This is a genomic window from Tepidanaerobacter acetatoxydans Re1, assembly GCF_000328765.2.
Classification (GTDB): Bacteria; Bacillota; Thermosediminibacteria; order Thermosediminibacterales; family Tepidanaerobacteraceae; genus Tepidanaerobacter; species Tepidanaerobacter acetatoxydans.
Genome location: NC_019954.2, coordinates 1,205,029 through 1,231,730 on the forward strand (window position 1 = coordinate 1,205,029; position 26,702 = coordinate 1,231,730).

At 38.9% G+C, this 26,702-nt stretch carries 22 protein-coding genes, 3 tRNA genes and 3 rRNA genes; all 28 read left to right on the plus strand.

Going from position 1 to position 26,702, the window contains the following annotated elements; genetic code table 11:
- Nucleotides 1–111 precede the first annotated feature (111 nt).
- Nucleotides 112–810, plus strand: a complete 699-nt coding sequence (locus TEPIRE1_RS05735) for a DUF1614 domain-containing protein (RefSeq protein WP_013778224.1) — start codon at nt 112–114, stop codon at nt 808–810.
- Complete coding sequence (gene spoIIP, locus TEPIRE1_RS05740) at nt 791–1,957, plus strand: stage II sporulation protein P (RefSeq protein ID WP_013778225.1); 1,167 nt, start codon at nt 791–793, stop codon at nt 1,955–1,957. Before TEPIRE1_RS05735 ends, spoIIP begins: the two co-directional genes overlap by 20 nt.
- A gap of 33 nt (nt 1,958–1,990) precedes the next feature.
- The gene (locus tag TEPIRE1_RS05745; RefSeq protein ID WP_013778226.1) at nt 1,991–2,473 is read left to right on the plus strand and encodes a DUF3189 family protein; all 483 of its coding nucleotides are present in this window, start codon (nt 1,991–1,993) and stop codon (nt 2,471–2,473) included.
- Nucleotides 2,470–2,943: a DUF3189 family protein gene (locus TEPIRE1_RS05750; RefSeq protein ID WP_013778227.1), complete on the plus strand. Its 474-nt coding sequence runs from the start codon at nt 2,470–2,472 to the stop codon at nt 2,941–2,943. The genes TEPIRE1_RS05745 and TEPIRE1_RS05750 overlap by 4 nt, the downstream gene beginning before the upstream one ends.
- A 119-nt stretch (nt 2,944–3,062) precedes the next feature.
- Nucleotides 3,063–4,382 carry a ribosome biogenesis GTPase Der gene (gene der / locus TEPIRE1_RS05755; RefSeq protein ID WP_013778228.1) on the plus strand — a complete coding sequence of 440 codons (1,320 nt, stop codon included), beginning with the start codon at nt 3,063–3,065 and terminating at the stop codon, nt 4,380–4,382.
- 2 nt (nt 4,383–4,384) lie between these two features.
- Nucleotides 4,385–5,419: an NAD(P)H-dependent glycerol-3-phosphate dehydrogenase gene (locus TEPIRE1_RS05760; protein WP_013778229.1), complete on the plus strand. Its 1,035-nt coding sequence runs from the start codon at nt 4,385–4,387 to the stop codon at nt 5,417–5,419.
- A gap of 186 nt (nt 5,420–5,605) precedes the next feature.
- Entirely contained in the window at nt 5,606–7,084 is a 1,479-nt protein-coding gene (gene spoIVA, locus TEPIRE1_RS05765; RefSeq protein ID WP_013778230.1) for a stage IV sporulation protein A, read from the plus strand.
- A gap of 724 nt (nt 7,085–7,808) precedes the next feature.
- Nucleotides 7,809–8,084, plus strand: coding sequence for an acylphosphatase (locus tag TEPIRE1_RS05770; RefSeq protein ID WP_013778231.1), 276 nt, complete (start codon nt 7,809–7,811; stop codon nt 8,082–8,084).
- Between the two features lie 5 nt (nt 8,085–8,089).
- A complete protein-coding gene (locus tag TEPIRE1_RS05775; RefSeq protein WP_015295280.1) occupies nt 8,090–9,418 on the plus strand; it encodes a replication-associated recombination protein A in 1,329 nt (442 codons plus the stop codon).
- 72 nt (nt 9,419–9,490) lie between these two features.
- Complete coding sequence (locus TEPIRE1_RS05780; protein ID WP_013778233.1) at nt 9,491–10,531, plus strand: protein-glutamate methylesterase/protein-glutamine glutaminase; 1,041 nt, start codon at nt 9,491–9,493, stop codon at nt 10,529–10,531.
- A 27-nt stretch (nt 10,532–10,558) separates the two neighbouring features.
- Nucleotides 10,559–11,518, plus strand: coding sequence for a P1 family peptidase (locus TEPIRE1_RS05785; protein WP_013778234.1), 960 nt, complete (start codon nt 10,559–10,561; stop codon nt 11,516–11,518).
- 127 nt (nt 11,519–11,645) lie between these two features.
- Nucleotides 11,646–12,293 (plus strand): sporulation protein YunB, encoded by a 648-nt coding sequence (yunB, locus tag TEPIRE1_RS05790; protein WP_013778235.1) that lies wholly within the window; start codon nt 11,646–11,648, stop codon nt 12,291–12,293.
- 326 nt (nt 12,294–12,619) lie between these two features.
- A 16S ribosomal RNA gene (locus tag TEPIRE1_RS05795) occupies nt 12,620–14,143 on the plus strand.
- Between the two features lie 61 nt (nt 14,144–14,204).
- A tRNA-Ala gene (locus tag TEPIRE1_RS05800) sits at nt 14,205–14,280 on the plus strand.
- A gap of 10 nt (nt 14,281–14,290) precedes the next feature.
- A tRNA-Ile gene (locus TEPIRE1_RS05805) sits at nt 14,291–14,367 on the plus strand.
- A 78-nt stretch (nt 14,368–14,445) separates the two neighbouring features.
- A 23S ribosomal RNA gene (locus TEPIRE1_RS05810) occupies nt 14,446–17,409 on the plus strand.
- Nucleotides 17,410–17,453: 44 nt separating this feature from the next.
- Nucleotides 17,454–17,566, plus strand: a 5S ribosomal RNA gene (gene rrf, locus TEPIRE1_RS05815).
- Together the 16S, 23S and 5S rRNA genes with 3 tRNA genes alongside form the textbook arrangement of a ribosomal RNA operon.
- Before the next feature lie 36 nt (nt 17,567–17,602).
- Nucleotides 17,603–17,677, plus strand: a tRNA-Asn gene (locus TEPIRE1_RS05820).
- 608 nt (nt 17,678–18,285) lie between these two features.
- Nucleotides 18,286–18,972: a cell wall hydrolase gene (locus tag TEPIRE1_RS05825; protein ID WP_013778236.1), complete on the plus strand. Its 687-nt coding sequence runs from the start codon at nt 18,286–18,288 to the stop codon at nt 18,970–18,972.
- A gap of 144 nt (nt 18,973–19,116) precedes the next feature.
- Nucleotides 19,117–19,746: a YigZ family protein gene (locus TEPIRE1_RS05830; RefSeq protein WP_013778237.1), complete on the plus strand. Its 630-nt coding sequence runs from the start codon at nt 19,117–19,119 to the stop codon at nt 19,744–19,746.
- Between the two features lie 49 nt (nt 19,747–19,795).
- Nucleotides 19,796–20,521, plus strand: coding sequence for an NAD(+) synthase (gene nadE / locus TEPIRE1_RS05835; protein ID WP_013778238.1), 726 nt, complete (start codon nt 19,796–19,798; stop codon nt 20,519–20,521).
- Between the two features lie 46 nt (nt 20,522–20,567).
- A complete protein-coding gene (locus TEPIRE1_RS05840; protein WP_013778239.1) occupies nt 20,568–21,305 on the plus strand; it encodes a YebC/PmpR family DNA-binding transcriptional regulator in 738 nt (245 codons plus the stop codon).
- Nucleotides 21,306–21,393: 88 nt separating this feature from the next.
- The gene (locus TEPIRE1_RS05845) at nt 21,394–21,951 is read left to right on the plus strand and encodes a BofC C-terminal domain-containing protein (protein WP_013778240.1); all 558 of its coding nucleotides are present in this window, start codon (nt 21,394–21,396) and stop codon (nt 21,949–21,951) included.
- Nucleotides 21,952–22,013: 62 nt separating this feature from the next.
- A complete protein-coding gene (gene ruvC, locus TEPIRE1_RS05850) occupies nt 22,014–22,514 on the plus strand; it encodes a crossover junction endodeoxyribonuclease RuvC (protein WP_013778241.1) in 501 nt (166 codons plus the stop codon).
- Nucleotides 22,515–22,516: 2 nt separating this feature from the next.
- Entirely contained in the window at nt 22,517–23,098 is a 582-nt protein-coding gene (ruvA, locus tag TEPIRE1_RS05855) for a Holliday junction branch migration protein RuvA (protein ID WP_013778242.1), read from the plus strand.
- A gap of 12 nt (nt 23,099–23,110) precedes the next feature.
- Entirely contained in the window at nt 23,111–24,109 is a 999-nt protein-coding gene (gene ruvB / locus TEPIRE1_RS05860) for a Holliday junction branch migration DNA helicase RuvB (protein WP_013778243.1), read from the plus strand.
- 33 nt (nt 24,110–24,142) lie between these two features.
- A complete protein-coding gene (locus tag TEPIRE1_RS05865) occupies nt 24,143–25,639 on the plus strand; it encodes a SpoIID/LytB domain-containing protein (protein WP_013778244.1) in 1,497 nt (498 codons plus the stop codon).
- Nucleotides 25,640–25,675: 36 nt separating this feature from the next.
- Nucleotides 25,676–26,701: a tRNA preQ1(34) S-adenosylmethionine ribosyltransferase-isomerase QueA gene (gene queA, locus TEPIRE1_RS05870; RefSeq protein WP_013778245.1), complete on the plus strand. Its 1,026-nt coding sequence runs from the start codon at nt 25,676–25,678 to the stop codon at nt 26,699–26,701.
- Nucleotide 26,702 lies beyond the last annotated feature (1 nt).

Consider the following 26,702-nt stretch of genomic DNA (forward strand, 5'->3'; position numbering starts at 1 on the left):
AAGATTGTAATTTTAGCTGCAGCATTATTTGGATTAACCATGTAATAAGTATATTTTTAAAATTCTACGGGCAACCTAATGACAGGAATTTTTCTAGAAAGGAGTAAAAAAATGCCTGTAGGAGTTATTTTACTGATTTTAATAGCGGTAATGATTTATTTCGGATTATTACAAAGGGTCTTGGACAGAATGCGTATAACGGATAGTATGGCAATAATATTTATAGGAGCAATGATAGTAGGAAGTTTTTTACCGAATATTCCCCTTGGATCTCGAATGTCTATAAATATTGGCGGTGGTGTTATACCGATTGTTATTGCAATTTACCTTATTGCTACTTCTGATGAAGATATAGAAAAGTTAAGATCTATAATTGCATCTATTATAACAGGAATTACAGTTTATATTGCCGGTAAAGTACTGCCTGCGGAACCGGGAACAATGTTTATTGAGCCAATAATAGCTTTTTCTATCTTAGCAGGTATTATAGCATACGTCTTTGGCCGCTCGAGAAGAGGAGCGTTTATAGCCGGTATTTTAGGAATAACAATAAGTGACATTATTTCAGCTTTTGGTGTTACAGGAAGAACTGCAAGCACAACTATTGGAGGGGCAGGAATTTTAGATGCAGTAGTCATTTCAGGGGTAATTGCAGTTGGATTATGTGAAATAGTCGGTGAAACCGGTGAAAAACTTAAGGGTGGCAGCTGGGCTGTTAAGAAATCAAAGAAAGAACCTCCAAAAATGAATGTACTGCTAAAACATGATGAGCCTAAGGAAGAAGGTGAAAATGATGAGAGCAGCAAGTAAGAATAAGATACCGACTAAAATAATCACAATCATTATAGTCTTAATGCTTCTGTGGGCTCCGACGGCGTTAGCCGAGCAAGAAATGGAAAAAGGCTATTACACTGTCTATGAAGAAGGAACCAATAAAAAAATATTTTCCACAGCTAGAGTCGTCAGTATAGGAGATCAATATTTGAACGAACAGAATATATTATATGAAATCGTTAAGGTATCCGGCAATAAAGCTTATGCTAAATTTAAAGAAGAGGTAGATATCGAGCAAGCGCTAGAGCTACCAGAATCACAAGTTACTTCAGAAATTTTTCAGGATAAACAGGATACGTTAAAAACGTCTGGTGAAAAGAAAGAGAAAGTTGTCGCAATATACCATACGCATAGCGATGAGTCATATATACCAACCGATGGCAAAGCAAGTATTCCATATAAAGGAGGAATTTTTAAAGTAGGTTCGGCTTTAAAAACAGCTTTAGAAAAAAAAGGCATAAAAGTGATTCAGTCTTATCAACCACATGACCCTCACGATTCAATGGCATATCAAAGATCACGACGCACTGCAACCGAACTCTTGAAAAATGTTCCAGATGCGATTATAGATATCCATCGTGATGGGGTTCCGGCCGAAGAATATCAAGGCCAGGTAAAAGGCCAAACAATAGCTAAGATGCAGCTAGTAGTGGGCCGGCAGAATCCTCAACTGAATACTATAGATAATTTTGCTAAACAAATTAAGGCAACGGCTGATAAAAAATATCCAGGACTTATAAAAGGAATTTTTTATGGAAAAGGTGGCTTTAATCAAGATCTTTATCCAAGAAGTATATTAATTGAAGCTGGTACTTATACAAATTCAAGATATAAGGCACAAGATGGAGCTAATATTTTAGCGGATGTTATCGCTACAACTCTTTATGGCGAGGACTATGAGAAAGAAATCGATCTAAGCGGAAGAAAAACTACAGAAGTACCAAAGGAGGGCAGCAATACATTTAAGACATTACTGTGGGTAATAGGCTTGATAATTGTAGGCTTTGGAGGTTATATGCTTATATCTACAGGAGGTATAAATGAATTATCAGCAAAGCTTAAGAGCTTTTCCAGCAGAAAATCGACATTAAATGAGAAAAAGAAAGATAATGACAACGAATAAACGATAAAAACAAGAAGGAATGAGAAAACCAAGTTGAAAGTAATTTATTCTTGCTATTGGGGCAGCTACCTTGCTGTGGTAGCTGCTTCATTGCATCTGGAGTTAATTGACGTTAATAAATATAATAAAAATGATATTCTTTCGCTGCGTTTATTCAATAAAATAAGCGATATGGAGCTTGGAGAGCTTTTTTTTATAGGGATAGATGATAAAAAAAGCGAAATTTATGTAATGGGTTCAAAGAATTCCGGTAAAATATTAGAAAAAGCTTTAAAGGGTGTAGCAGAGATATATGGCTTTGGGAAAGATTCAGTAATGTTAATAGATCTCAACCCTTATTACAATATTTTGCTGTTACTTGGAATTTTATTGATTAAAAGATTAGGTTTAATTAAAACAGGAATGAAGCTAGTGTTAAAAGGTATTGCAAAGAATTATGATAAGATAATAAAGAAGGTTCAGTGTGTTAAAGCCGAACCAATTTATGAAGGAAATAAGCAAGAGGTGAATAGATGAGAATATTTTATTGTTGCTATGGCAGTACCCATTCATCAGTGGTGGCCGCTTCCATTCATCTTGGCCTATTGCCTGTTGAGCGAATTCCAACTTCAAATGAAATTAAACGTTTGCCATACTATGATAAAATAGAGACCTCTGAAATAGGAACACCTTTCTATATGGGAAAAGATGAATTCAACTCAGAGATTTTTATATTGGGCATGGCAAACCATAGAAAAATAATAAAAAAGGCTATACTAAGTTTTTTAGAACATTCAGGCTTGGATCTCCAAGATTTATTGATGATAGATACTCTAAAAAATGTAAATATGATAACTAAGGTAGGAGGTTTTTTTTCAAGGAGATTAGGTCTTGTGAGTATTGGTAGGCCGTTGACGATTATAGGTATTCAGCAAAAATACGAAAGCTTCACTTCCTTAGTAAACAATGTAAAAATGAAGGAACAAATGATGACAAATTTAACTTGACTTAAAACTGCTTTTTGACATAATATTAATAGCAGGTAATATAACTTGCTATAAAATAAACATATGAGTAATCAGGACTTATCTATTAATTTGCAGAATATGATTATGGGGGCCATAAAATGAGTTTTATTGTTGCAGTCGTTGGTAAGCCAAATGTTGGTAAATCAACACTATTTAACAGAATTATCGGAAAAAGAATCTCCATCGTTGATGATAAACCCGGTGTAACCCGTGACAGGATTTATGGAGAGGCAGAATGGAATGGCAAAAAGTTTACCATGGTTGACACAGGAGGAGTAGAACCGGCAAGTAAAGACATAATACTTAGTCAAATGAAGCGCCAAGCGGATTTTGCCATCGAAACTGCAAATCTAATTCTGTTTATGGTGGATGGAAAAGAGGGGCTTACTCCAACTGATTTAGATGTAGCTCAGATTTTAAGAAGAAGTGGTAAACCGGTCTTATTAGTAGTTAATAAGGTAGATAACTATACAAATACAGCTTATGATTATGAATTTTATAAATTAGGTTTCGGTGATCCAATATTTATTTCAGCAGTTCATGGTTTGGCTGTAGGAGATTTACTTGATAAAATAACGGATTATATAGAAGAACCGCATATTTTGTCAGAAGATGAAGACATTATTAAAGTAGCTATTATAGGTAAGCCTAATGTAGGAAAATCCTCACTTTTAAATGCTATTTTAGGAGAGGAAAGGGTTATAGTAAGCGATATTCCCGGAACTACAAGAGATGCTATAGATTCATATTTTGAAATTAATGGGAAAAAGATGCTTTTTATTGATACCGCAGGACTTAGGAAAAAGAGCAGGATAAGTGAAGATGTGGAATATTACAGCACTGTGCGGGCTTTAGGTGCTATAGACAGGGCAGATGTTGTGCTAATGGTCTTAGATGCATCCCAGAATATATCGGAACAAGATAAAAGGATAGCAGGTATTGCACATGAGGCCGGAAAAGCAGTAATAATAATCGTAAACAAATGGGATTTAATAGATAAGGATTCACATACAACTGATGAATTTAGTAAAAAAATAAAAAATGAATTGGCTTTTATGCAATATGCACCTATTGTTTACGTTTCGGCTAAAACAGGCCAGAGAGTCGGTCGCATTTTAGAACTTATAAATTTTGTCATGGACAATTATACTTTTAGAGTCAAGACAAGTTTATTAAATGAATTAGTGAGAGAAGCCACTGCCGTATCAGAACCACCGTCCATCAAGGGAAAGAAATTAAAAATATTTTATGCTACACAGACAGGAATAAAGCCGCCAACCTTTATTTTTTTTGTAAATGATATAAAGCTTTTTCATTTTTCATATGCAAGGTATTTAGAGAATACCCTTCGCCAGACTTTTGGATTTGAAGGAACTCCTATAATTATAAAACCAAGGCAAAGGAAGGGTGAAGACTGAATATGTTAAAAGTAGCTGTGATAGGTGCTGGAAGCTGGGGGACGGCTTTAGCTAATATAGCAGCCGAAAATGCTAATTGTACATATCTTTGGGTTAGGCGTAGAAAATTAGCAGATGAAATTATAAAAACACATGAGAACAGATTATATTTGCCCGGTGCAAAAATATCGACAGAAATAAATATTTCTACAAACCTCGAGCAGGTAGTATCAAAAGCTGATATTGTTATAATGGCAGTTCCATCTCATGCAGTTAGGGTGATGGCTAAACAGTTACGATATTATTTAAAAAATGATGTTGTTGTTGTAAGTGCTTCTAAAGGTATAGAACTCGACAGCTTTAAACGTATGTCACAAGTCTTGGCTGAAGAACTATACAATGGAGATAATAAAAATCTCGTAGCATTATCAGGACCCAGTCATGCCGAAGAAGTAATTAGGAATCTGCCGACTGCAATAGTGGCAGCTTCTTCTAATCAGCATGCAGCCGAAATGCTTCAGGATGCCCTTATGAATACCAATTTTAGAATCTATACAAATACCGATATTATTGGAGTTGAACTAGGCGGTGCACTAAAAAATGTGATAGCTATTTGTTCGGGGATTTCCGATGGCCTTGGATTTGGCGATAATAGTCGAGCGGCTTTAATGACTCGCGGTATAACTGAAATAATCAGGTTGGGTATAGCACTTGGTGCAAAGCCTGAAACTTTTTCGGGCCTTTCAGGAATAGGAGATCTCATCGTAACTTGCAGTAGCCAATTTAGCCGTAATCGGAAAGCAGGTATGAAAATAGGCCAAGGAAAGACAGTAAAAGAAATTACAGAATCTACTAATATGGTTATAGAAGGCTTTAATACAACCAAAGCAACATTTTTACTGGCTAAAAAATATGGGATCGAGATGCCTATAACTGAACAAGCATATTTAGTACTTTTTGAAGGGAAAAATCCTGCTGCTGCTGTTAATTCTCTTATGAATAGAGTCGGTAAGCACGAGCATGAGGATACGATTTCACAAAATTTTTTTATACGTTAAAAAACGTGGAGTTTTTTTCCACGTTTTTTTATTTTTTTTAAGTAATAAACAATATACCTTGTCATATATATATATTGTATATTGTTAAAGTAAATCACCCCTCCGCTGGAAACTCGGATAAGCTTTAGCAACAAAAGTAAGGCATTATTAATTTGAAGGGGGGGAAAGAAAAAAGGAGGGAAATGGATGGAAAAATTTGATTTATTTAGAGATATTGTTGAAAGGACCGGAGGGGATATTTATATTGGTGTAGTAGGTCCTGTACGTGCAGGTAAATCGACATTTGTTAAAAAATTTATGGAACTGATGGTTATACCTAATATACCGGATTCTAATGAACGTTTAAGAGCTAAAGATGAGCTTCCGCAAAGCGGTGCAGGTAGAACCATTACCACTGCAGAACCAAAATTTATTCCAAGTGAAGCCGTAGAAATAACCATTAAAGATAATATTAAGTTCAGAGTTAGATTAGTAGATAATGTTGGCTACAGTGTCAGAGGTGCTTTGGGATATGAGGATGAAAACGGCCCCAGAATGGTAACCACGCCTTGGTTTGAAAAAGAAATTCCCTTCCAAGAAGCTGCTGAGATCGGGACAAGAAAGGTTATTGAAGAACACTCTACCTTGGGCTTGGTTGTGACTACTGATGGATCTGTTACTGAGATTCCAAGAGAAAACTATGTTCCAGCTGAAGAAAGAATTGTTGAGGAATTAAAATCTATTGGTAAGCCCTTTGTTATTGTACTGAATACGGCACAACCTTATGATGAAAAAACCAAAAATATAAAAGAAATACTTGAGTCAAGGTATGATGTACCAGTTTTGCCTGTAGATTGTGCGAACATGGATGTGGAGGATATATATAAAATATTGGAAGAAGTTCTTTACGAGTTCCCGATTATGGAAATAAATATAAGTATACCTGACTGGATTCAAGTGCTTGAGAAGGAGCATTGGCTTAGGCAGAAATTTGAAGAGGCAATTAAAGATACCGTAAAAGACATAAAACGATTGAGAGATATGGAAAAAACTTTAGAAGTCTCAAAGATTTATGATTTTATTGAAAAAGTTCAACTAAAGGAAATGAATTTAGGTTCGGGAGTAGCAGAAGTTTTAATGGATGTCAGCAAAGACCTATTTTACCAGGTTCTTAGCGAGTTCTCTGATATGACAATAAAGGGAGAAAAAGACCTTTTACAAATCATGGGAGAACTGACCGAGGCAAAGAAAGCCTATGATAAGGTGGCTAAAGCCTTAGAAGATGTTCAGAAGGTAGGCTATGGAATAGTACCTCCTCAATTAGATGAGATGACACTGGAGGAACCGGAGATTATTCGTCAAGGAGGCAGGTTCGGTGTTAAATTAAAAGCTGTAGCGCCGTCCATTCACATGATAAGAACTGATATTAATGCAGAAGTATCACCTATTATCGGTACGGAAAGACAGAGTGAAGAACTTATTAATTATTTAATGAGTGAATTTGAAAGCGATCCATCAAAACTTTGGGAAACTAATTTATTTGGCAAATCTTTAAATGATCTTGTGCGCGAAGGAATACAAAATAAGCTCTTAAATATGCCGGAATCAGCACAAGAAAAGATTCAAGAGACACTCCAACGTATTGTAAATGAAGGCAGTGGCGGATTAATCTGCATAATTCTTTAATATGGTAATATTTTAGACACAATAAATATGGCAGACATAAAAATAAATTTTGCTATATTTAATATAAAGTTCGCTCTATCATAATCAGGAACCATGGATAGATATTTTTAAGCTAAAATCAGCTTTTTACGTCATGATCGAAATTTAAATGTATAACATTTAGTTGCAATTCAAGTAAGCAGGTAGAGGTCAGATAGGTTTACAGTAACCTGTCTTGACCTCTAATTTGTATTTAACTTGTTATTGATAAAAGAAATACATTTTCATTATTAATAATATAGCAGGATTTTTTAATAATAACATAGAAAATAACCTTATATATAAAATAAATATTCAGGGATGTTTAATATTGTTTTTTTATAAGAACATTTTCCTCTACCTATTTTACGAAAAATCCTATTAAACGGGTTCTGCTTTAGTATTTCTTAAACGTCTTGGAAGATGTGCTTACAATTTGCCAAGCCATTCTTATTGCTTGTAACAATCAAAAAGAACTTTGGATTTTTGCTCATAGAGCAGCGTTTGATTTATGCTATGGTACTTGATTTTAAATTCTTTCTAAGTTATTATTACTGGTAATATTCTAGTTGCTTGATGGCTTGATGCGTTTATTCGATGTTTCTCAGTTTGTTCTGATATAAGAGCTATTATACTTTAAATATCATAACATCTATAATTAGTTTTTGAGGTTAGTTCAAATGGTTTGTTGCAGAGGTGGCTTTTAATGAAAAAATCTGCTCGCATTTTTCTTTATGGAATAGTTCAAGGTGTAGGTATGAGATATTCAGTTTATAGAAAAGCTGTAAGTCTAGGACTATCCGGATATGTTAAAAATATGCCTGATGGCAGCGTTAAGATTGAAGTTGAAGGGGATGAAGTAGCGATACTATCATTACTGGATTATGTCAAAAATGATGTTCGATGGGCTAAAGTTGAAAGGACAAAAGTAATTTGGGAAGAATATGAAGGGAAATATAAAGAATTTAAAATCTTTGGGTGATAATAATGAATGATCAAACCTCAATTTTCGATATGGATAAAAATAAAACTCCAGGTCCATTGGCTGATAGAATGAGGCCCCAAACTCTTGATGAATTTGAGGGCCAAGAACATTTACTTGGTGAAGGAAAGGTATTGAGGAAGCTTATTGAAAGTGACAGCATTACATCTATGATATTATGGGGACCGCCAGGAGTAGGCAAGACAACGCTTGCTAAAATTATTGCAGAAAAAACCCATGCTAAATTTGAAAATTTTAGTGCCGTGCTTTCGGGAATAAAGGAAATAAGAGAAGTTATGAAGCAAGCTGAAGAACGCAGGCTGTATGGTCAAAGAACATTACTCTTTATTGATGAAATTCATCGATTTAACAAATCACAGCAAGATGCTTTTCTGCCTTTTGTAGAAAAGGGAGACATAATTTTAATAGGAGCTACTACTGAAAATCCTTCTTTTGAATTAAATTCTGCTCTTCTTTCACGGTCAAAAGTATTTACATTAAACCCTTTAAAACCAGAAAATATTATATTACTGTTAAAAAGAGCTATAAAAGATAAAGAACGTGGATTAGGTAAGATGAATGTGGACATTAGTGATGAAACCCTTGAAAAGCTTGCAGTATATTCTAACGGAGATGCCAGAGTAGCATTGAATACGCTAGAACTTTCAGCTCTAATTGCAATACCGGCAAAAGATGGTTCTATTTATATTACGAATGATATACTTGAACAAGCTTTTCAAAAGAAAACCTTTTTGTATGATAAAAAAGGCGAAGAACATTATAATCTTATATCGGCATTCCATAAATCTATAAGAAACAGCGATAGTGATGCTGCAGTTTATTGGCTTGCCCGAATGTTAGAATCGGGTGAGGATCCACTATATATAGCAAGAAGGATGATCCGCATTGCATCAGAAGATATAGGGTTAGCTGAACCGAAAGCTATGGAGCAGGCGGTTGCAGCATTTCATGCAGCACATTTTATTGGTATGCCGGAGTGCAGCACAAGCTTGGCTCAGGCGGCGGTATATCTAGCACTGGCACCAAAATCCAATGCCGTATATATTGGCTATCTTAAAGCAAGGGAAGATGCAGAAAAAACCATTGCACAACCTGTTCCGCTACATATAAGAAATGCTCCGACAAATCTAATGAGGGATTTGGGCTATGGCAAGGGCTATAAATATGCACATGATTTTGAAAACAAGGTTGCATCCATGGAATGTCTGCCGGAAAATTTAATTGGCACACAATACTATTGTCCAACAGACATGGGGGAAGAGAAGAAATTTAAAGAAATAAAAAGGAAACTTAGCTTGTTGCAAGAAAAATAGCAGAAGTTTCATGATACAAATATTAATATTCTAAGTGCAACAAACAAATAATGGTTTTTTGGGGGCAGTATGATGGAAAGAATAAGGGTATTAGTCGTTGATGATTCGGCTTTTATGAGAAAGTATATATCGGATATGATAAATAAAGAACCCGATATGAAGGTGATCGATTCTGCAGGAGATGGAAATACAGCTATTGAAAAAGTTAAGTCTTTAAAACCTGATGTAGTAACGCTAGATGTTGAAATGCCCGGTAAAAATGGGTTGGAAGTGTTGAGAGAGATTAAGAAAATAAGTTCTGCTGAAGTAATTATGTTAAGCGGCCTTACCACAGAAGGTTCGGTTGTAACAATTGAAGCACTTAGTACAGGAGCTTTTGATTTTGTAGAAAAACCAAGTCGAGCGACGATTGACCAAATGCAAGAAATGAAAAGGAATTTACTTGATAAAATACGCTATGCATGGAAACTTAAAAATAAAAAAGTAAATATGAATATGTCAAAAGTAGTTACCGAAGAAAAATATGTACACATTGAGGCGATCGGTAAGATTGAAGCAATAGCATTAGGTGCTTCTACCGGCGGCCCAAAAGTGCTGTATGATGTTATTACAAGTCTGCCTAAGGATATAGGCATTCCGGTATTTGTAGTTCAGCATATGCCTGCGGGATTTACCAAAGCGTTTGCAGACAGGTTGGACAAAAACAGTTTTCTTAGAGTAGTTGAAGCAAAACACGAAGATGTTATTAAACCAGGGGTAGTTTATATAGCTCCGGGAGGATATCACATGATCGTAAATCCCGGGAAAATCATTCTTGATACATCTCCGGCTATCCACGGAGTAAGGCCGGCAGTTGATAAATTATTCATCTCAGCTGCCGAAGTTTATAAAGACAAGATTATTTGCTGCGTTTTTACGGGAATGGGAAGGGATGGAGCTGAAGGTGTAAAAGCAATTAAAGCCAAGGGCGGTTTGACTATGGCTCAAGACGAAAGCACATCGGTTATTTACGGAATGCCTAGGGCTGCTTATGAAACTGGGTGTGTTGATTTAGTGTTACCTGACCATGAAATACCAAAGGAAATAGTAAAACTGGTAAAGCAAAAGTCGTAATGCTTAGTTTGAGAAAGGAACATAAAAATGTTAGGTTATTTGACCGATGTAAAGGGAATACAGGTAGGTCACGCACAGGATTATGAGGCTGGGACCGGATGCACGGTTGTTTTATGTAGTGAAGGTGCAGTTGCTGGTGTTGACGTGCGTGGAGGAGCTCCCGGAACCAGAGAAACAGACTTGATGGCTCCTGAAAATTTAGTACAAAAAGTACATGCCGTATATTTGAGCGGCGGAAGTGCTTTTGGCCTTGATGGTGCATCGGGGGTTATGCATTATCTGGAGAAAAAAGGGATCGGTTTTGATGTTGGGGTAACAAAGGTTCCTATTGTACCGGCCGCTGTAATTTTTGATTTAACTGTTGGAGACTTTAGGAAAAGGCCTGATTTCAACATGGGCTATGAAGCTTGTCTGAACACCAAGACAAAAAATGATGTATTAGGAAATATTGGAGCAGGAACCGGAGCTACCGTAGGCAAATATTTTGGTGATGAGTTTTCCATGAAGGGCGGTCTTGGCACTGCTTCTATCAAAATTGGCGAATTAGTGGTGGCTGCTCTTGTAGTTGTGAATTGCTTAGGGGATGTAACGGATAATGATACAGGAAATATTTTGGCAGGAGCTTTAAATAAAACGAAAACAGGATTTGCAAACACCATTGAAAGTATAAAGAATGAGCTAAAATCTAAAAACTTTTTTGGCAGGAATACCACTATTGGTGTAGTCGCCACAAATGCCTCACTTTCTAAATCCGGAGCAAAAAAGACTGCCTCTATGGCGCATGACGGCTTTGCAAGGACTATTAGACCGGTTCATACTATGTTTGATGGGGATACTATTTTTTGTCTTTCATTAGGGAACATAGAAGCAGATGTTACTACGATTGGAATCCTTGCAGCCGAAGTGGTTGCAAAGGCTGTAGTATGTGCGGTAAAAAGTGCGGAACCAATGTATGGCAGAAAGGCATATAAATCCTTCATTGACTAGTCTTGATATTTAAATTTTTCAGCTGTTATTTATTTACGAAATGTAACTTTTACATCAATTAAAACGCTTGGAAAAGTCACATTATTCCCCTTTTATGCATAAAATAGACAGGAAGGGGGGCTTTTTTATGTTTAGAGTCCGACGATTTTTAAGGACTTTAAAATTCAGGACCCTGAAAATTTATATATCAATTTTTCTATTTATAATCCTTTTTTTTGGCGTGTTTAGTTTTATTGAGTATCAATTAACCCCTAATATAATAGCTATTGCTGAAGCCCAAGCGAGAATTATTTCAACAGAAGCTATTAACGAGGCAGTGAAAAACAAAATAGCAAAAAATGTGCAATACAAGGATTTAATATCAATACATAAGGATACCAGCGGCCAGATAACTTTAATTCAGATAAATACTGTAGAAATAAATAGACTAGAGTCGGAAACCGCATTAGAAGTAATAAAGGCCTTACGTGAAGTAACTATGGACGGAATTACATTACCTATAGGTTTAGCTACAGGCAGCAAAATATTATCAAATTTTGGTCCTGCAATACATCTGTCGCTATTACCTGCCGGTACTGCACATGTTAATACGGTCGAAGCTTTTGAAGAGGCAGGTATAAATCAAACAAGACACATTATAGTTTTGGAAGTAACAACTAATATTCAAATTATACGACCTCTGCTAAGCTCAAATATAACTGTTAAGACAGATGTTCCTTTGGTGGAAACTATTATTATTGGAAATGTTCCTCACGCGATTTTGGATTTCAAATAATATTTTATAACGATGAAAAAGTGCGATATATGAAGTATATAAGAGGATTTCGGACTAGAAATTAAAAGGTGATTGTTTGCAATAATTGAAGTTGAAATCTGTTTATGATATATTATACCACGTTGGCCGTTTCCGTGTTAGACTAAAGCTGAGAAACGGTTGATGCAGATTGGATAGACTGTAAATTAATCACATGAAAAACCTTGACAAGATTATTAAAATGTAGTAAGATAAAAATCCAGTCGAAATTAACTAAAGTGGTCTTTGAAAACTGAACAGTGTTATGCCTGAGAGTTTCGAAAAGATTTAGCGAATTTTAAAAGCAATAACATGAGAGTTTGATCCTGGCTCAGGACGAACGCTGGCGGCGTGCCTAACACATGCAAGTCGAGCGAAGGATAAGCTGCAGCGACTTCGGTCAAAGCAGCTTAAACTTAGCGGCGGACGGGTGAGTAACACGTAGGTAACCTGCCCATGACACGGGGATAGCTTCGGGAAACCGAAGGTAATACCCGGTACCTTTACACATTGCATAATGTATAAAGAAAGCGACAAAGCGGTCATGGATGGGCCTGCGTCCCATTAGCTAGTTGGTGAGATAACAGCCCACCAAGGCGACGATGGGTAGCCGGCCTGAGAGGGCGACCGGCCACACTGGAACTTAGACACGGTCCAGACTCCTACGGGAGGCAGCAGTGGGGAATTTTGCGCAATGGGGGAAACCCTGACGCAGCGACGCCGCGTGAGCGAAGAAGGCCTTCGGGTCGTAAAGCTCAGTCATTGGGGATGAAAAGGACAGTACCCAAAGAGGAAGCCCCGGCTAACTACGTGCCAGCAGCCGCGGTAATACGTAGGGGGCGAGCGTTGTCCGGAATTACTGGGTGTAAAGGGCGTGTAGGCGGGGATACAAGTTACCGGTAAAAACCCGAGGCTCAACCACGGGCTTGCCGATAAAACTGTATCTCTTGAGTATAGGAGAGGGAAGTGGAATTTCCGGAGTAGCGGTGAAATGCGTAGATACCGGGAAGAACACCAGTGGCGAAGGCGGCTTCCTGGCCTATCACTGACGCTGAGGCGCGAAAGCTAGGGTAGCGAACGGGATTAGATACCCCGGTAGTCCTAGCCGTAAACGATGGTCACTAGGTGTGGGTGGTGGTCAAGCCATCCGTGCCGGAGCTAACGCAATAAGTGACCCACCTGGGGAGTACGGCCGCAAGGTTGAAACTCAAAGGAATTGACGGGGGCCCGCACAAGCGGTGGAGCATGTGGTTTAATTCGAAGCAACGCGAAGAACCTTACCAGGCCTTGACATATAGGTAGTAGAGAGCGGAAACGCAATCGACCTTAGGGAAACCTAAGGAGCCTATACAGGTGGTGCATGGTTGTCGTCAGCTCGTGTCGTGAGATGTTGGGTTAAGTCCCGCAACGAGCGCAACCCCTATACTTAGTTGCCAGCACATAAGGTGGGCACTCTAAGTAGACTGCCGTCGATAAGACGGAGGAAGGTGGGGACGACGTCAAATCATCATGCCCTTTATGGTCTGGGCGACACACGTGCTACAATGGCCTAAACAACGGGCAGCGAAGGAGCGATCCTGAGCGAATCCCTAAAAACAGGTCTCAGTTCGGATTGCAGGCTGCAACTCGCCTGCATGAAGTAGGAATCGCTAGTAATCGCGGATCAGCATGCCGCGGTGAATACGTTCTCGGGCCTTGTACACACCGCCCGTCACACCACGAAAGTTGGCAACACCCGAAGCCGGGATTAACCGTCGAAGGTGGGGCCAGCGATTGGGGTGAAGTCGTAACAAGGTAGCCGTATCGGAAGGTGCGGCTGGATCACCTCCTTTCTAAGGAGATTTGACCGGGTATAACACTGTTTAGTTTTGAGAGACCACCTCTCAATTATATGGGGGTGTAGCTCAGTTGGGAGAGCACCTGCCTTGCACGCAGGGGGTCAGGAGTTCGAATCTCCTCATCTCCACCATTAGATTCTTGGGCTTGTAGCTCAGGTGGTGAGAGCGCACGCCTGATAAGCGTGAGGTCGATGGTTCGAGTCCATCCAAGCCCACCATATAATCTTTGCACCTTGAAAACTACACAGTGAGGAAAAGAAATATTAACCTATTAAATTAAGGGAACAATTTTGCAAGGTCAAGCGAACAAGGGCACACGGAGGATGCCTTGGCGTAAGGGGGCGACGAAGGACGCAGCGAGCGGCGAAACGCTCCGGGGAGCTGCAAGCGAGCTTTGATCCGGAGATATCCGAATGGGGGAACCCACTTGAGGCGAACCTCAAGTATCTCATACTGAATCCATAGGTATGAGAAGCTAACCGGGTAAACTGAAACATCTAAGTAACCCGAGGAAAAGAAAGAAACATCGATTCCCTAAGTAGCGGCGAGCGAACGGGGAAGAGCCCAAACCATATATGTGCAAGGCCGTTACCGTTGCATATATGGAGTTAAGGAGTGTCGAGCCAAATAACGGATAGGCAGGCGAAGGTAAAAGGTAGCAGAACACTGCTGGAAAGCAGGGCCATAGAAAGTGAGAGCCTAGTATGCGAAACCTGAAGACCTAGCCGACACATCCAGAGTACTGCGGGGCACGAGGAACCCCGTAGGAAATAGGGAGGACCATCTCCCAAGGCTAAATACCACCTTACGACCGATAGCGAACTAGTACCGTGAGGGAAAGGTGAAAAGCACCCCGGGAGGGGAGTGAAAGAGAACCTGAAACCGTGTGTCTACAAGCGGAGGGAGCGTAAGCGACCTCGTACTTTTTGTAGAACGGACCGGCGAGTTACCGTATTAAGCGAGGTTAAGGAGTAAAGCTCCGCAGCCGAAGCGAAAGCGAGTCTTAAAAGGGCATAAAGTTTAATGCGGTAGACCCGAAACCGTGTGATCTACCCATGGACAGGGTGAAGCGAGACTAACCTCTCGTGGAGGCCCGAACCGTGTTGACGTTGAAAAGTCATGGGATGAGCTGTGGGTAGGGGTGAAAAGCCAATCGAACACGGAGATAGCTGGTTCTCCCCGAAATAGCTTTAGGGCTAGCCTTAACCGAACGCCCTCGGAGGTAGAGCACTGAATGGGCTAGGGGCCGAAAAGGTTACCGAACCCTATCAAACTCCGAATGCCGAGGAGCGCTAGTTAGGAGTCAGACTGTGGGGGATAAGCTCCATAGTCGAGAGGGAAACAGCCCAGACCGTCAGCTAAGGTCCCCAAGTGAACCTAAGTGGGAAAGGATGTTGTATTGCGAAGACAACCAGGATGTTGGCTTAGAAGCAGCCACACATTCAAAGAGTGCGTAATAGCTCACTGGTCGAGTGATACTGCGCCGAAAATGTAACGGGGCTCAAGGTTCACACCGAAGCTGCGGCTTTGCAGCGCAAGCTGCAAGGGGTAGGGGAGCGTTCCTATGAGGTAGAAGCATAGTTGAAAAGCTATGTGGACTTATAGGAAGTGAGAATGCCGGTATAAGTAGCGAGAGGCAGGTGAGAATCCTGTCCGCCGAAAGCCTAAGGTTTCCTGAGGAAGGCTCGTCCGCTCAGGGTAAGCCGGGGCCTAAGCCGAGGCATAACATGCGTAGGCGATGGACAACTGGTTGAAAATCCAGTGCCACCTAAAGCCGTATGAGCGAAGGGGTGACGCAGGAGGGTAAGCTGAGCACGCGGTTGGTAGAGCGTGTCCAAACACAAAGGCAAACCCGGTAGGCAAAACCGCCGGGTCATGGCTGAAGTGTGATGGGGAGTGAAACTAAAGTAACGAAGCGGCCGAACCCATACTGCCAAGAAAAGCCTCTAGCAAGGCTAAAGGTGCCCGTACTGCAAACCGACACAGGTAGGCGAGGAGAGAATCCTAAGGCGAGCGGGAAAACTCTTGTTAAGGAACTCGGCAAACTAACCCCGTAACTTAGGGAGAAGGGGTACCTGAGTAATCTTAAGCACAACTTAAGATGAAAAGGTCGCAGTGAATAGGCCCAAGCGACTGTTTAGCAAAAACACAGGTCTCTGCTAAGGAGAAATCCGACGTATAGGGGCTGACGCCTGCCCGGTGCTGGAAGGTTAAGGGGAACGCTTAGCGCAAGCGAAGGTGTGAACCGAAGCCCCAGTGAACGGCGGCCGTAACTATAACGGTCCTAAGGTAGCGAAATTCCTTGTCGGGTAAGTTCCGACCCGCACGAATGGCGTAACGACTTGGGCGCTGTCTTAACAAGAGACCCGGCGAAATTGTAATATGAGTGAAGATACTCATTACCCGCGACAGGACGGAAAGACCCCATGGAGCTTTACTGCAACCTGATATTGGATTTCGGTATCAAATGTACAGGATAGGTGGGAGGCACAGAACCAGGTTCGTCAGGATCTGGGGAGCCGCCCTTGGGATACCACCCTTTTGATACTGAAGTTCTAACCACAAGCCGTAAGCCGGCTGTGGGACATTGTCAGGTGGACAGTTTGACTGGGGCGGTCGCCTCCCAAAAAGTAACGGAGGCGCCCAAAGGTTACCTCAGCACGGTTGGGAATCGTGCATTGAGTGCAAAGGCATAAGGTAGCCTAACTGCGAGACCAACAAGTCGAGCAGAGTCGAAAGACGGGCTTAGTGATCCGGCGGCACTGAATGGAAGGGCCGTCGCTCAACGGATAAAAGCTACCCTGGGGATAACAGGCTGATCTCCCCCAAGAGTCCACATCGACGGGGAGGTTTGGCACCTCGATGTCGGCTCGTCGCATCCTGGAGCTGAAGTAGGTTCCAAGGGTTGGGCTGTTCGCCCATTAAAGCGGCACGCGAGCTGGGTTCAGAACGTCGTGAGACAGTTCGGTCCCTATCCGTCGTGGGCGTAGGATACTTGAAGGGAGCTGCCCCTAGTACGAGAGGACCGGGGTGGACGGACCGATGGTGTATCAGTTGTCGTGCCAACGGCATAGCTGAGTAGCCAAGTCCGGCAGGGATAAGCGCTGAAAGCATCTAAGTGCGAAGCCCACCTTAAGATAAGGTATCCCATCCCAAAAAGGGAGTAAGACTCCGGGAAGACTACCCGGTAGATAGGTCAGAGGTGTAAGAGTTGTAAAGCTTTAAGCCGACTGATACTAATAAGTCGAGGGCTTGACCAAAACCTCACTGTGTAATTTTGAAGGTGCAAAAACGCATAAAAATTCTCGGTGGCCATAGCGGAGGGGAAACACCGGTTTCCATCCCGAACACATAGGTTAAGCCCTCCAGCGCCGATGGTACTAGGCAAATGCCTGGGAGAGTAGGTCGCTGCCGAGAATTTATATATATTTAACATATTTATCACCTAACCGTTCCTCGATAGCTCAGCGGTAGAGCATTCGGCTGTTAACCGAAGGGTCGTAGGTTCGAATCCTACTCGAGGAGCCATATTTATACCAAATACTTTGATAATCAAATAGTTTATGTTTAAAATAAACACGTTAAATGAAATATTATAGTATTATATATAAAGTATAGTTTTTATAAAGCAATCTGATAATATATTAAGAACAATTTTTAAGTAAAAGCAAAAAAACCTAAGAAAGACTAACCTTAAAATATAGTCTAAATATTTTATACGAGTGCAGTAATGATAAGGGTGCTTAATTAAGTAATAACTATTGATTTTACTGTGGGGAGTATTCCTAGATAATTTGTAATACACATTAATGGTTTAACTACCATATCTATGAATTATAGTTTAATATTTGTTTAAGTTACATCAAAAGCCATGATGCCAGTAACTTGAGCTATTATAAGAAAAGTTAATCAACAATGCTATAATAAAATAGCATAGTTACTGTTAACAAAAAACAATCTATTTTCCCTACCTATGCTTTTTGCCAAGTCGCTAATCTAATGCTATAATCTTCACATCTCTTCTTCGGTAAAAGACCGATTTGCGGCAAATAGAATTCTGTGAAAGCCGCACTTAGTTTCCACCAAATCAGTTGGTTTTTACTAAGATTTGGCGAAAAACAAAAGGAGGGGAAAATATGCGGAAAATAATATTAGCGAAAGTATTGTTGATATCAACATTGTTTTTAATTGTTACACCGGCCGCGATCGCGGCACAGTTAGGTGATCGAGTTTTAACGAAGGGTTGTAGAGGACAAGATGTAGCTCAGCTCCAGCAAGTTTTAAACAATAAAGGATTTTGGTCGGGATATGCAGATGGCATATTGGGAAACAAGACAGTCGATGCGCTGGTAAAGTTTCAGAAAGCTAAGGGACTAAAAGCTGACGGTATTGCAGGTTTTGAAACATTCAGTGCATTAGGTGTTGATACGTCGTATCGAGGCAGTAGCGGTAGATTTTCCACAAGGGATGTAGAACTTCTTGCAAAATTAGTTTATGCTGAGGCAAGAGGGGAGCCTTATTCAGGTCAAGTAGCAGTAGCCGCAACTGTGTTGAACAGGCTAAACAATCCAGCTTATCCCAAGAGCATCCCTGAGATAATATTTCAGGTTGTCGACGGTCATTATCAATATAGCCCTGTGCTAGACGGCCAAATCAATTTAGTTCCGGATGAAACCGCAAGAAGAGCTGTTGTTGATGCATTAAGTGGTGTAGATCCTACAGGAGGAGCGACTACTTTTTATAACCCCAGTAAAACTAGTGACCAATGGGTAAGAAACAGATCATATGTAACAGCGATAGGAAACCATGTTTTTTCGAAATAGTGATAGTATATGAATAAAAGGGGCTTCTTTTTAGAAGCCCCTTTTATTCATATTTAGTGATTGTGTATAGTCCGAAGATTACTTTTATGTTATAATTAACTAGATGCATTTTTAGTGTTGTAAGTACCGAAAGAGGTTATTTAAATGTGCAAAGCTGAATTCTTAACTGTTGCGAAACCTTCCGAGAGTCTTTATACAGTTAAAAAATCCAAATTTATTTCCAATGTTGTACCTATAAAAGATAATGAAGAAGCTGAAGATTATATCAAAAAAATCCGTAAAAAATACTGGGATGCAACTCATAATGTTTATGCTTACGTGCTAGGTTTAAATGATGATATACAAAAGTTCAGTGATGATGGTGAGCCTTCTGGAACTGCTGGTAAGCCGGTTTTGGAAGTAATAAAGTCCAACAATGTAAAAAACGTGCTAATAGTTGTAACTCGCTACTTTGGAGGTATTTTGTTGGGTGCCGGCGGACTTGTAAGAGCATATAGCGAAAGTGCTTCAAGAGGCTTGAAAAATTCCAGTATAATCAAGAAAATAAGGTGTAATGCATATAAGATAACTACTGATTATAATATGCTGGGAAAGGTGCAGTGGGAGCTAAATCAAAGGAATATTATTATTAGTGATATTAGCTATACTGAAAATGTACAAATGAATATATATGTTCCGATAATTTATAATATAGATTTAGAACAGCTTATTTCAAATATAACATCGGGCAGTGCATTAATTGAATGGGTCGGAAATTATTATGCTACTCAATAATGATTTTTAAAATCAATTTATATTAGAAGCTTTGCAAGGAGTGTTTATATTGGATGTCAATGAATTATGTGATAGTTTAGTAACGTGGTTAAAGGATTACACTCAAAAAGCTGGAGCACTGGGAGCTGTTTTCGGTATGAGTGGCGGAATTGATTCAGCAGTAGTCAGCGTGCTGTGCAAAAGAGCTTTTGGTGAAAATGCACTTGGTCTTATAATGCCGTGCTACAGTGATAAAGATGATGAAAGGGATGCAAAATTAGTAGCTGATAAATTTGATATAAAATATCAAACAATCATTCTTGATGATGTTTATGATGAGTTTTTAAAAGTAATGGTTAAAAGTGAAAATCAAATGGCTAAAGCAAATATTAAACCGCGTCTGAGGATGATAGCACTTTATTATTATGCAGCGTTGAATCATTATCTTGTTGTAGGATCGGAAAATAAAAGTGAAATTACAGTGGGATATTTTACAAAATATGGTGATGGTGGGGCAGATTTATGGCCCATAGGCAATCTTGTAAAAGGTCAAGTAAAAAAGCTTGCTGCTTACCTTGATATTCCACAAAAAATTATTGACAAAGTTCCTACAGCGGGCCTATGGAGCGGTCAAAGCGATGAAAAAGAGATGGGTATAACCTACAATGAACTGGACAGATATATTTTAACAGGTGAAATTGCAAACCCTGAAATTAGAGATCGAATAAGAGCATTATATATAAAAAGTGAACACAAACGAAGACTTGCAAAAATACCTGAGTTTAAACTCGATTAATAAATATAAATTATTTTTTATGAATTAAGTCAAAGGGGGAACTTGTATGTCAGGACATTCTAAATGGTCAAATATTAAAAACAAAAAAGCTAAGATGGATGCTCAAAAAGGGAAAATATATACGAGATTTAGCAAATTAATTATAGTAGCTGCGCGCGAAGGTGGTCCAGATCCGAATACTAATTCGCGACTTAAGGATATAATTGAAAAAGCGAAACAGGCTAACATGCCTAATGATAATATTGAAAGAGCAATTAAAAGAGGAAGCGGAGAGCTTGGCGGAGCCGATTATGAGGAAATTATGTATGAAGGATATGGTCCTGGCGGTGTTGCAATTTTAATTGATGCTACCACGGATAACAGAAATCGAACTGCCGGAGAGATGAGACATTTGTTTGATAAGCATGGCGGAAATTTAGGTGAAACAGGCTGCGTTGCCTGGATGTTTGAAAAGAAAGGATTAATATTAATCGAAAAAAAAGACGATACTGATGTTGAGCAGATAATGATGCTGGCCATAGACTCAGGCGCAGAAGATGTTGAAGAGCTCGAAGATTCTATTGAGATAACTACAAGTGTTGAAAAATTTGAGACAGTAAAGAACTACTTACAAGATAATAACATAGATATTTTCTCGGCAGAATTATCATTCATACCAAACACAACTGTTACCCTGCATGAATCGGAAAGTGAAAAGCTGGAAAAGTTATTAGAAATCCTTGAAGAACATGACGATGTTCAAAATGTTTATACAAATTATGAACCTGAAGAAGAATCCTTATAGTAAGATAGTAAGCAATAAATACTACAATTGTATAATTATGTATTAAGTGGGCATACTATTCATCTGAAGAGTTAAAGGAGGAGTACGTATGCCCAGAAGCATTTTTAGGTATATTATTATAATATTTTTTATAATTGTGATAGGTTTTAGTTACGGGTATTTCAAGACTTTCTTTTCATTTAAACCGCCGGAAGAAGGTCACAGTCTTGATTACTTGGAACAAAATGTATCAGACATATCTGAAATGAAGCTTAATGCAGGTGCAAAATTGATATATATTACTTATTATGTGATATGTGGTGACGAAGTAGTTGAAGAAAAATATATTGATGATAAATATATAAATTGCACAAAAACCGAATTACAGCAGAATGAAAAAGGATGGGAGATTTTCAGTTTTACACCCGATGAAGTTAAATTAAAAAGGGAAATAAACGATATTTGCGACGACCATTATTATATCGGTGTACAAAATGGATATGTATCACTTTTTCAAGGTATTCCAGGAATAAAGTCGACTCTTATAGAGCAAACCGATATTATTGCAGATACTTTGAGAGAAGATGACAGAGCAATTCTGGAAAGAGGTCTTATTATTAAAAACGAAGAGGAATTTTTAAAAATTAGAGAAGGTTTAACAAATTAATAGTTTTTATAGTCAAGAAGGATATTCACCCTTAGATGTAGAATTATACTAAGGGTGATTTTATGTTAATTATGGGAGTCGATCCAGGTATAGCTATAAGCGGATATGGAATTATTTCTAATGAGCAGAGCAATTGTTATGTCGTCGAATACGGAGTAATAAGAACACCGCCGAAACTTGCTATGCCTTATAGATTAAAGCAAATACATGAAGGTTATATTGAACTCATACAAAAGTATAAACCTGATGTTGTAGCTGTTGAAGAATTATTTTTTAATAAAAATGCGAAGACAATAATTTCTGTAGGACAAGCACGCGGAGTGGCGGTTTTGGCTGCAGCATTGTCGAAGATTGAGGTTTTTGAGTACACTCCATTACAAGTAAAGCAGGCAGTTGTTGGTTATGGTCGTGCAGATAAACAGCAAGTTCAGCAAATGATTAAAACTAGCTTTAATTTAGAAGAGCTACCCAAACCCGATGATGCTGCCGATGCTTTGGCAGTAGCTTTATGCCACATGAACTCATATAAACTTCGAAATATAATGGATGGAAGAGGATTTTAAGTATGTTAGATTATTTAGAAGGTGTGTTGGTTCATGTCGAACCTGACTTTGCCATAATTGATATAGGTGGTTGGGGCTTAAAGCTAAACATTTCAATGTTTACTTACAATAAAATAAAAACTGAGCTTGGTAATAAATTAAAACTTTATACACAAATGGTGTTAAGGGATGATGCTGTAGAACTATTTGGTTTTTTTGACGTAGTTGAAAGACAAGCCTATGTACTTTTAAATAAGGTTTCTGGAATTGGCCCCAAAGCAGCAATTTCCATTCTCTCGTTAATGGATGTTGCACGATTAAAAACCAGTATATTATCTGAAGATGTCAAAGACCTTGTAAAGGTACCGGGTATTGGCAAAAAAACGGCTCAAAAAATCATAATCGAGTTAAAAGACCGTATAAAAGACTTACCTGTGACCTCTGATGAAGGCATGTATAATTCTATTATTGAAGCAAGAGAAGCACTTATTTCTTTGGGCTTTAATCCTATGGAAATACAATTAGTTTTAGATGAGGATTCGGTAAAAAACAATGATTCTGTAGAAGACATCATAAAATGTGCGCTGAAAAAACTGTCAAAGTAAAGGGTGGAAAAATTGGACGATAGAATTGTTACTCCGGCTTTGAAAAATGATGAAGAATTAGAATATGAAAAAAATATAAGACCTCTGAGCTTTAATGAATATGTTGGCCAAGATCGTGTAAAGGAAAACCTTCAAGTTTTTATAAAAGCAGCTTTAATGAGACGTGAAGCCTTAGATCACGTTCTTTTATTTGGGCCACCTGGACTTGGAAAAACAACCTTAGCCTATATTATAGCTAGGGAATTAGGTGTAAATATAAGAATAACCTCGGGGCCTGCTATAGAACGGGCTGGAGATTTGGCGGCAATTCTTACAAATCTAGGGAATAGGGATTTGCTGTTCATCGATGAAATACATCGGCTTCATCCAAGCGTTGAAGAAATACTATACCCAGCTATGGAAGACTTTGCATTAGATATTATGGTGGGTAAAGGGCCTAGTGCCCGATCTATGAGACTGAATTTAAGCCCTTTTACTTTAGTAGGTGCTACTACTAAGGCAGGGCGATTAACATCACCTTTGAGGGATCGCTTTGGTATGAGTTTACATTTAGACTTTTATAAAATATCAGACCTGGTAACAATTATAAAAAGGTCTGCTGCACTTTTAAAAGTTGATATCGAGCAAAAAGCTGCTGAGCGGATAGCATTATGTTCCAGAGGAACTCCAAGGCTTGCCAATAGGTTGCTCAAACGTATCAGGGATTTTGCGCAAGTCCGAGGAGATGGAGTAATTACGATGGATATTACAGAAGAAGGATTAAGACTTTTGGAAATTGATTCTCACGGCCTTGATCAAAATGATCGAAGATTACTTTTGACTGTTATTGATAAATTCGATGGAGGCCCCGTAGGTATTGAGTCGATTGCAGCAGCGCTTAATGAAGATGTTTCGACAATTGAAGATATTTATGAACCTTATCTTATTCAGGAAGGTTACATGTTCAGGACGGCAAGAGGCCGAATTGTTTCAGATAAGGCATATGACCATCTCGACAAAAAGTGCGAATAATTAATTTTACTGAGAGGAGGTAGCTGTTAAAAAATGAGAAAGTATTTTTTATTATGCCTTACGATTTTTATCATAGGTATAAGTATCTTGATACCCATAAAGGGACAAGCAATGTATCTTATTCCGGATAAAATAAGAGTGGGCCTTTACTATGACAGCTCAGCACGCAGTTCATATCAATTATATTCAGGCAGTGGGTTTAGAGTGGGATTTACGACAGATCTATCAGTAATAAGTCTCTCCGATAAATTATTAGAGGTTTATAGCGCAAATTCAACGGATTTTGTGCCTAAAAAAAATAATATAAGAGATAAAAACATCGCTATGGAATATGCATCACAATTAGCACAGATGGGTATTGAAAGTTACCTGCTTTTTGATGATGACTGGTCGGTTTGGACTAGAAGTTCAAATAAAACTACAATTTCAAGTGATTTTGACTTAGTTGTAGTTAAAGGAGACTCTCAAAACCCTGGGCTTATTTTTCCTATTACGATGGACAAACCGATATTTTTAGCAAGTAATAACATGACAAGTCCAATAACAATTGAAGGTCGGCAGTATCGTGGCATACTTGAGATGGCGCTGATTTCAGGAAAAAGTATTCAAGTAGTAAATGAATTGGGGTTAGATGAATATTTATATGGCGTTGTCCCTGGGGAAATGCCACCAAGCTGGCATATGGAAGCTTTAAAAGCCCAGGCAGTAGCCGCCAGGACTTATGCGGTTGCAAATCTATCTAAATGGAAAAACTATGGTTTTGATGTTGATGCAAGCCCCAGCGATCAACTTTATGGCGGTTATGATGTTGAAGATGCTAGAACCAATCAGGCAGTTGATGAAACAAAAGGGCAAATTATTATTTATGATGAAAACCCTATTACCGCTTTTTACCATGCTGATAGTGGCGGAAGGACAGAAGCATGTAGAGATGTCTTCGGCTTAGACTTACCATATTTACAACCAGTAGATGATATAGTCGATGTAAATTCTCCATATTCAAATTGGGAGATACACTTATCATCAGATGATATCAGCGAGCGTGCAAAAGCTGTTATGCAATCTGTAGGTGAAATTAATGAAGTTTCCATAATTGAAAACACTTCAGCCGGTAGGGTCAAGAAACTATTGGTGAAAGGCAAGTCGGGAGAAGCTATAATTGAAAACAGCAATATCAGAAGTGTGCTTCAATTAAAGAGCAATTTCTTTAATATTTCAGGAGGATCGAAACTTGATGTTGTTTCAATAACAGGGGACGGAATAAAGAAAAATGTTAAGTTAAATGGAAAAAATATTATAGCACAGGAAGGGTTAAGCCACATCTCGACGGGGTATGCTTCTATTGCAGGTGCTAATTTATTTAGAAATATTAATCTTAATACCACCGACAATACATATATATTCTATGGCCACGGCTATGGACATGGAGTAGGAATGAGCCAGTGGGGAGCTAAGGCCATGGCAGAAAATGGGTATAATTATACTGAGATTTTGTCACACTATTATACAGATGTCGAGATAGCATTATAAACATAAACTATAGCAGTTTTAGAAAGAAGTGTAAAAATGAAGCTCGAAGATTTTGACTTTGATTTGCCGGAAAAACTAATAGCTCAAGAACCGATAAAAGACCGCTCGAAATCTAGATTGTTGGTTTTAAATAAAACTACAGGAGAGATTGAACATAAAATTTTTGAAGATGTAGTTAACTACTTTGAGCAAGGTGATTGTTTGGTATTAAATAATACCAAAGTTATACCTGCTAGATTAATTGGATACCGTAAAAAAACTAATGGCAAAATCGAGGTAGTGCTTTTAAAGTCTATTGGTAGTGATATATGGGAAGTTCTAGTAAAACCAGGGCATAAAGCTCGCATAGGTGATGAAGTTATTTTTGGTGATGGCCGTCTAATAGCTAAGATAATCGACGATACTGACTTTGGTGGTAGAATTGTTAAGTTTCTTTATAGCGATTCCTTTGAAGAAATCCTTAATGAGTTAGGCCAAATGCCTACACCACCTTATATTAAGAAGAAATTACAAGACAAGAACCGCTATCAAACTGTATATGCTCAGGTTCCGGGATCAGCTGCTGCTCCGACGGCAGGGCTTCACTTTACGGAAGAACTTTTAAAAAAAATAAAAGAAAAAGGTATTTCTATAGCTTTTATTACACTTCATGTCGGACTAGGAACTTTCAGGCCTGTAAAAGTTGAGAATATCGAAGAACATAAAATGCATGCGGAATATTACGAAATAAGCAAGAAAACTGCAGAAGTAATAAATTCTACGAGACAAGCCGGCAGAAAAGTGTTTGCAGTTGGTACTACTTCGACCCGAACTCTGGAGACAGTTGCCGATGTAAACGGACAGATAAAGCCCGGCAGCGGTTGGTCCGACATATTTATCTATCCGGGCTATAACTTTAAAGCCATAGATGGGCTTATAACCAACTTTCACCTTCCTAAATCTACCCTTATAATGCTTGTCAGTGCTTTTGCCGGAAGGGAAAAGATTTTAAACGCGTACAAAGAGGCAGTAAGTGAGCGATACAAGTTTTTTAGTTTTGGTGATGCAATGTTAATAATGTAAG